Here is a 6,426-nt window from a genome sequence, read left to right as displayed (position 1 = left end):
GGATCAATACCCGTTTGCTGAGCGCCAATAAAGTTCTGGCTTTGTGAAAAAAAATCTTTCATAGACATATTGTATTAAGGCTGAGGCACTTCTAAAATCTCAACGCATGGCATATACATTTCTTCTTTACAATTTCATTGTTAAGAAGATATATGTTCAGAACCAGCAACGACTGTCGTTCCTTTGACAACAGCAGTTCCATAAACTTGCGCATTATCCTGAACAACAGCATGTTCATATACTTTAGCATTACCATATACCCTTGCAAAGTCTTTAATTGTAGCATTGCCGTATACATCGCAATTTTCGTATAGACTTGCATTATCGAAAATACGTGCTTCACCGTGTACACTAGCATTTCCCATAATCATAACTAAGTCTCCTGTGACTTGAGCGTCCTCAAAAACTTTAGCTTGATTCAGCAGCGCTACTACGCCAGTAATAACTGCATTACCATAAACTTCGGTTTCATCTAATAGATTTACCGCTCCATCCAATTGAGCATTTCCATATACTTGTGCTAAATGCCCTAATACACATCTTCCATCTAATTGAGCATTTCCATATACTTTGGAATTTCCCCCTATAAGGCCATGTCCAATAACAAAAGCTTTATTATATACCTCAGCATTGCCAAATACAGCTATTAAGCCTGCGATATTCGCTTCATCATATATTTTAGCATAATCCTTAATTGAAGCATATCCCGCTATTTGAGCCTTGCCAAATACTTGAGCATTTCCTCCTACACTAGCTTGTTCTAAAATAGTAGCCTCTTCCTCAACTCTTGATTCGCCGCTTATCACAACATTACCTATGACTTTAGCGAAATCAGATACTTGTGCTAAATCTATAATCAAGCTATTTAAACCAACTCTAGCATTACCTGAAATTTTTGCGCGACCTAATACGTTTGCGCTATCATATACCTCGGCGTAATCCAAAATTAAAGCATCTCCCCTAACCCTAGCATTGCCATATACTTTTGCTTCTCCCCAAACCATACACTCTTCATAATGACTAAGATTGGATTCTTTTTCAATCCATCCTCCTTTTTTTCCAGTACTTTCTTCTACAATACGCCAAAGTGTATGTCCGTTATAACTCATGGATTCATCTGTAATTCTATATTTAATTGCCATACTTATTTTTTTTAAAATTATTTTTTATTTATTCAAAATGATACTACCACATGTAGGTTGTGGTGACTTTCCTTAAACGCTAGATTACCACAAACCCTAATTCCTTATTATTAAGTATTTTACATTGAACCCTAGCTTCATTACCATAACTATCAAACATTGAAAATTCAAAAGTAGAATCAAAAGCTTCGAGACTGTCAGCCCAATATTCTGTATACTTAAAATCAAAACGCCAAATACATACACCAGGTAATCTATGATTTTTAGTTTCTATCGTGATCTCCTGATTCTTTCTCGGCCTGAGCGTTAGTTTATATTTCAAACGCTGATCATCATGAAACAAACTATCGGTAGTTGAGTAGTAGTAATAGAGGAATTGATAATAAGTATTAAGGATACTATTAGTAACTGTTTTTTTAACTAAAACTAAACTAAAAACATAATCTGGGCGTATTATAACTTGATGCAATCGAGCGCCACTATCTGACTTAAAATTGACATAATACTGTTTTAATTTGGTACTAGGAGGAACTTCTTCTTCATACTCTATACAGTGTAGATTTGATTCGTTAAAAACGCGTTTAGGTACAACATTTACGGTCACATATCTTGGGTTTCCGTTACTATTTGGTGGTCTATTAACTTCAGCTGTTGTATATTCTACCTGAATCGGATTTCCATAATCATCCAAACTATGAATTAGCGTACTGATACAAATATTTACAGGCCCTAAGTTTCTATCTGTTGAAATGTAAAACGTTCCATATGAAAGTATTGAGGCGCGTTCTGCCTGTCGAAATAAAGGCATTACATAATCTCCTGGCTCATCACTAATATCAAACACTCCATCAAAAGGTTCATTCCTATAATTGACCAGTTTTACATTTTTAAATATTTCTTCTGGAGCGATTCGAATATACTGTCCATTTCGATCTTTAGCTTCTAGTAGTACCTCTATTTGCACTTGATGCCTACCATTAGCATATAGATTGGCGGTATTCATACTCTCTCCTCTTTGAATAAATAGGTTAAACGTCGCAAAAGAATAGATATCATCCCAACTATGATATTCATTTCTTGTCTCAAGACTGCTTTCTTCTATTTCTACGCCCCCATATATACGCTTATTATCTTTGATGACAGTCTCTCCGAATATTTCTGCATCACCGTATACTTTTGTATCACCATATAATTTCGCTTTTCCATATACCTGAGCGTCCTCATATACTTGTACACCATCACCAATTTCCGCCTCTGCATATATTTGTGCATTTCCTTCAATTACTGCTCTTCCATAAATCAATGCATCTTCATATACCTCAGCATTTCCTTTCACAATTACCTCATCGGCTATTCTTGCATTGCCATATACTTTGGCATTATCCCAAACCATACACCTTCCTGCTTGACTTAAATTCAGCTCACTTTCTATCCATCCTCCTTTCTCTTGGGTTACAATATCTTCTATACGCCTAAGAACTCTACCTTTGTACTCCATAGACTCATCTGTTACTCTGTATTTTTCCATACTTTATTACGATTTGAATTATTACTAAGCTTATATGTTGTTTTAGCTTTCTTACGATGCTACCTGAATCGGATTTCCATAATCATCCAAACTATGAATTAACATACTGATACAACTAATTGTCTATTACCTCTACAAGACCGTATAGTTTAATTTCGTTTCGCCATTCATGCTTACCTGGATACGTGCCTCATTGCCATATTGATCAAAAAGAGAAAAAAGCATTACATTTTCCCAAGTTCTATACGACCATAATGCCCCATGCCAGATTCGATAAATCCAAAAACACAGTCCGACTTCTTCGTGATTGGTCGAAATTAATTCTACCTTCCATTTATCTGTAATTACAAACCTCGCTTTATATTGAGCAGTAGGATTGAGCGCAACACTACTATCTGTCGAGGTAGCAAAAGCTTTATAATTGCCATTTTGTTTATAATAAAACCATTCACCTTCTTCGCATACTGCCTTTTTGGTTATCGTTAGATCACGAGCTGAAAATCGAAAGTAAAATTTGTGTAATAGCGAATTTCGATATTCCCCAGCCTTCTTGTCTGGCTCTATTTCAGACATGTAGATATCTGAATTATTAAAAAATCGTTCCTTAGTAACAGTTAAATCAACCGCGCTCACCACACCATTTCCTCCAATTAAGGCTGTAGAATATTCTACTTGCTTAACATCTTCCTGACCGCTAGTATTTACCTTTTGATTAACAATACATTTCACACACAGTTTTAAAGAACCTAACACTTCTGTTGTGCTTAGATAAAAAATGCCTAAACTAGTGTTACTTCTTCTATCCTTTCTTCCACCATCAGGATAGACATATTCTCCTCCCGTATCACTCACGTCAAACCAAGTTCCTACAGGACTATTTTTATAATCCACAAATAGGATATTTTCAAAAACCTCTTGAGGCGAAACAACGATAATCTGATTTTCCTTATTCCTTGCTACGATATTTACTTGTATCATAATCTGATGCCTTCCATTGGCATAAAGCACCTCTTCTGGATTATTACTAAATCCTATAGACAGATGGATGGAATCAATTCTATTGATGTCGTTCCAGGTATATATTATCTTTTCAACATGTTCATTTCCTAGAACGATTTCAGCTCCTTCTAAACAAGCATTTCCATATACAGAGGCCTGTTCGGCTACTGTTGCATAGTCTTGTACAACGGCTTTTTCATATACCTTTGCATTTCCTACAATTGTTGCATTTCCGCTGACTTTCGCAAAACCAAAGACTTCTGCTTCCCCACCCACATATGCACTGCCCGAGATCGATGCTTGCTCGTATACTTTTGCTTCTCCTGCAATCCAAGCTTTTCCCGATTGACTTAGGTTAGCTTCACTCTCAATCCATCCCCCTTTTTCTTGAGTTTCAATATCCTCAATACGTCTAAGAACTCTACCTTTGTACTCCATAGACTCCTCTGTTAATTTGTACTTTCCCATACTCTTATTACTTTTTTGAATAATCACTAGCTTATAACCTATATAAGCTCTCTGAACATTATTTTTATTTTAACAGAAATCTCAAAACAACTATCGTAAATAAAAATATTTATCATAAAACTAGAACAATTCATAAATAATAAACAATAAAATAAGTTAAAGTACTGTTCAAATCAGCAATCATTTAAACAAAAAACACTTTTTTAAATAAAATGTAATTTTAAAAACAACAACATTATCATACCCCTCTATTTTTGAATGATTTACAAGGGTAAATACTTCCTTCAGTTGTTGTTATACACTTTTTTTTAGCTCTTTTCATTTTGAACGATATCGTGCTATTTGGTTTATCCTTACCAACATATTGAACCACAAAACGCATACAAACAAGAAAGAGCATTGAGAACACTCAATACTCTTTCTTGTTTACCTAACACCTTCTATACAGTAGATTTACATCCCGCAAAAAATGCAAGCTTGATGGACACTTATTTCTTTTTATAAAAAGTATACCTTCTCTATTCGTGATTTAATTCTTCGAGACGCACATAAAATCTCAACTCTTCATCTTCACCTGCTTGTGCAATTAAATTTACTTCATTGCCATATTGATCATAGAGTGAAAAATGCATTTCACCTCCCCATTCATAATAAGACCATATGAGCCCTTCCCACAACTGATACACCCAAAAGCATACCCCATCTACTTCATGGTTCTTTGACATTACTTTTCTGTATTTACTTGATGTAAATTCAAACTTAGCTGTAAAAATTGCACTATCATCCGCAACAAATGATTGGTCTGTTGAGCTACTACATCCTTTGTAAATTCCCTTTTGTCTATAGTGAAACCACTTTTTCCCAATACAAGATACATGGCGAATAATCAAACCATCGTTGGGATTTAATTGTACATAGTATTTAGTCAATTTAGAATTGAGTATTCCATTGACGTCTACTTCTGTAAATGTTTGTACGCGTAGATTGGCTTGGTTAAATTGTCGTTTTGGCACAACCTTAATATGAATATAATCTGGAATACATGGCCCATGATTATATTCTACTGCTGTCGTATACTCCACTCTTTTAATTTTCTCCATTCCATTATTGCATGTCCATTGTTTTATTCTACATCGCACACAAAGTTTAAAGCTCTTGATAAGCTCTTTTAGACTAACATAAATTACAGCGGTTGAAGTAACTTTATCGCCCTTTTGTTTATTTTCTCTTTCTTGAGGATACACAAATAAACCCGGTTGATCTGTAATGGTGATTTCTTGTTGAATTAAATTATTTTCTTCATCTACAAACTCTATATAGTCAAAAATCTCCTTAGCGGGTATCTTGAGGATATTATTCTGCCTATCTCTGGCTTCTAAGGAAATTTTCACCGCTATTTGATGTCTTCCGTTTACATAGAGTTCGGCTGCCTTCGCTCCATTTACCATTGCAATTTCCAACTTTGAAAGAGCGTTAATATCTTCCCAGTTATACAAATTTTCTCCAACGCGTTCATTATTGGATACGATGGTATACCCTTTAATACAAGCTTCTTTAAAAAGGTAAGCTCGATCTTTGATTACGGCATGACCATATACTTGTACGTTGTCATACACCTGAGCAAATCCTTCAACTGTAGCATATTCAAATACTTTTGCATAAGCCGCAACCGAAGCTTTTCCAGCAATAGTGGCATAGCCGTAAATTTGGACAGAATCTTCAATAGTAGCATAATCATATACTTTGGCAGAATCGGATATGATAGCATAATCTGAAACAAGCGCATGACCATAAACTTCTGCTTCTCCCATAATACGAGCTGCACCAAATACTTCTGCATTTCCACCAACCTGAGCATTATCAACGATGACTGCATTTCCGTATACCTTCGCATTATCAGCAATCCAGGCTTTTCCCAACTGACTTAGATTCGCTTCACTTTCAATCCATCCTCCTTTCTTTGACGTTTTTAAACATTCTATACGCCAAAGAATATAGCCATTATACTCCATGGATTCCTTGGTTATTCTGTATTTATCCATTTCTATCCCCTTTTTTCAACTTTCATTTTTTGATTCCAATAATTTTGACGGGGCTTTACACTTGATTCAATAAACCATACAATCAAATCGTCCAAAAAATATTGAATCCATGATTTGTATAATCCTCCTTTTGTGTGTCCTCCATAGGAATACAATAAAAATATTTGAAAAAACAATGAAACTAAAAACCAAAGAGTTAAAGCAGGGATCATTGAAAAAAAATAATTAACAATTATGCATTTATTTT

Annotated in this window: 4 protein-coding genes; all 4 read right to left on the bottom strand. The window is 35.0% G+C overall.

Going from position 1 to position 6,426, the window contains the following annotated elements; genetic code table 11:
• Nucleotides 1-140: 140 nt before the first annotated feature.
• Nucleotides 141-1,142, bottom strand: coding sequence for a hypothetical protein (locus HX004_RS17135; protein ID WP_286444004.1), 1,002 nt, complete (start codon nt 1,140-1,142; stop codon nt 141-143).
• Nucleotides 1,143-1,221: 79 nt separating this feature from the next.
• A complete protein-coding gene (locus tag HX004_RS17130; protein WP_286444001.1) occupies nt 1,222-2,670 on the bottom strand; it encodes an LbetaH domain-containing protein in 1,449 nt (482 codons plus the stop codon).
• Between the two features lie 132 nt (nt 2,671-2,802).
• The gene (locus HX004_RS17125; protein ID WP_286443999.1) at nt 2,803-4,137 is read right to left on the bottom strand and encodes a hypothetical protein; all 1,335 of its coding nucleotides are present in this window, start codon (nt 4,135-4,137) and stop codon (nt 2,803-2,805) included.
• Between the two features lie 518 nt (nt 4,138-4,655).
• Entirely contained in the window at nt 4,656-6,179 is a 1,524-nt protein-coding gene (locus HX004_RS17120; protein ID WP_286443998.1) for an LbetaH domain-containing protein, read from the bottom strand.
• Nucleotides 6,180-6,426 lie beyond the last annotated feature (247 nt).

The organism is Myroides sp. 1354, assembly GCF_030324495.1.
In the GTDB taxonomy this organism is placed as follows: Bacteria; Bacteroidota; Bacteroidia; order Flavobacteriales; family Flavobacteriaceae; genus Flavobacterium.
Note: the sequence above shows the minus strand (reverse complement) of the source record. Positions and strands in the feature narration are given on the sequence as shown.

Excerpts from the sequence above, each read along its gene's own strand:
- HX004_RS17135 (WP_286444004.1), bottom strand. The coding sequence starts at position 1,142 with ATGGCAATTAAATATAGAATTACAGATGAATCCATGAGTTATAACGGA.
- HX004_RS17130 (WP_286444001.1), bottom strand. The coding sequence starts at position 2,670 with ATGGAAAAATACAGAGTAACAGATGAGTCTATGGAGTACAAAGGTAGA.
- HX004_RS17125 (WP_286443999.1), bottom strand. The coding sequence starts at position 4,137 with ATGGGAAAGTACAAATTAACAGAGGAGTCTATGGAGTACAAAGGTAGA.
- HX004_RS17120 (WP_286443998.1), bottom strand. The coding sequence starts at position 6,179 with ATGGATAAATACAGAATAACCAAGGAATCCATGGAGTATAATGGCTAT.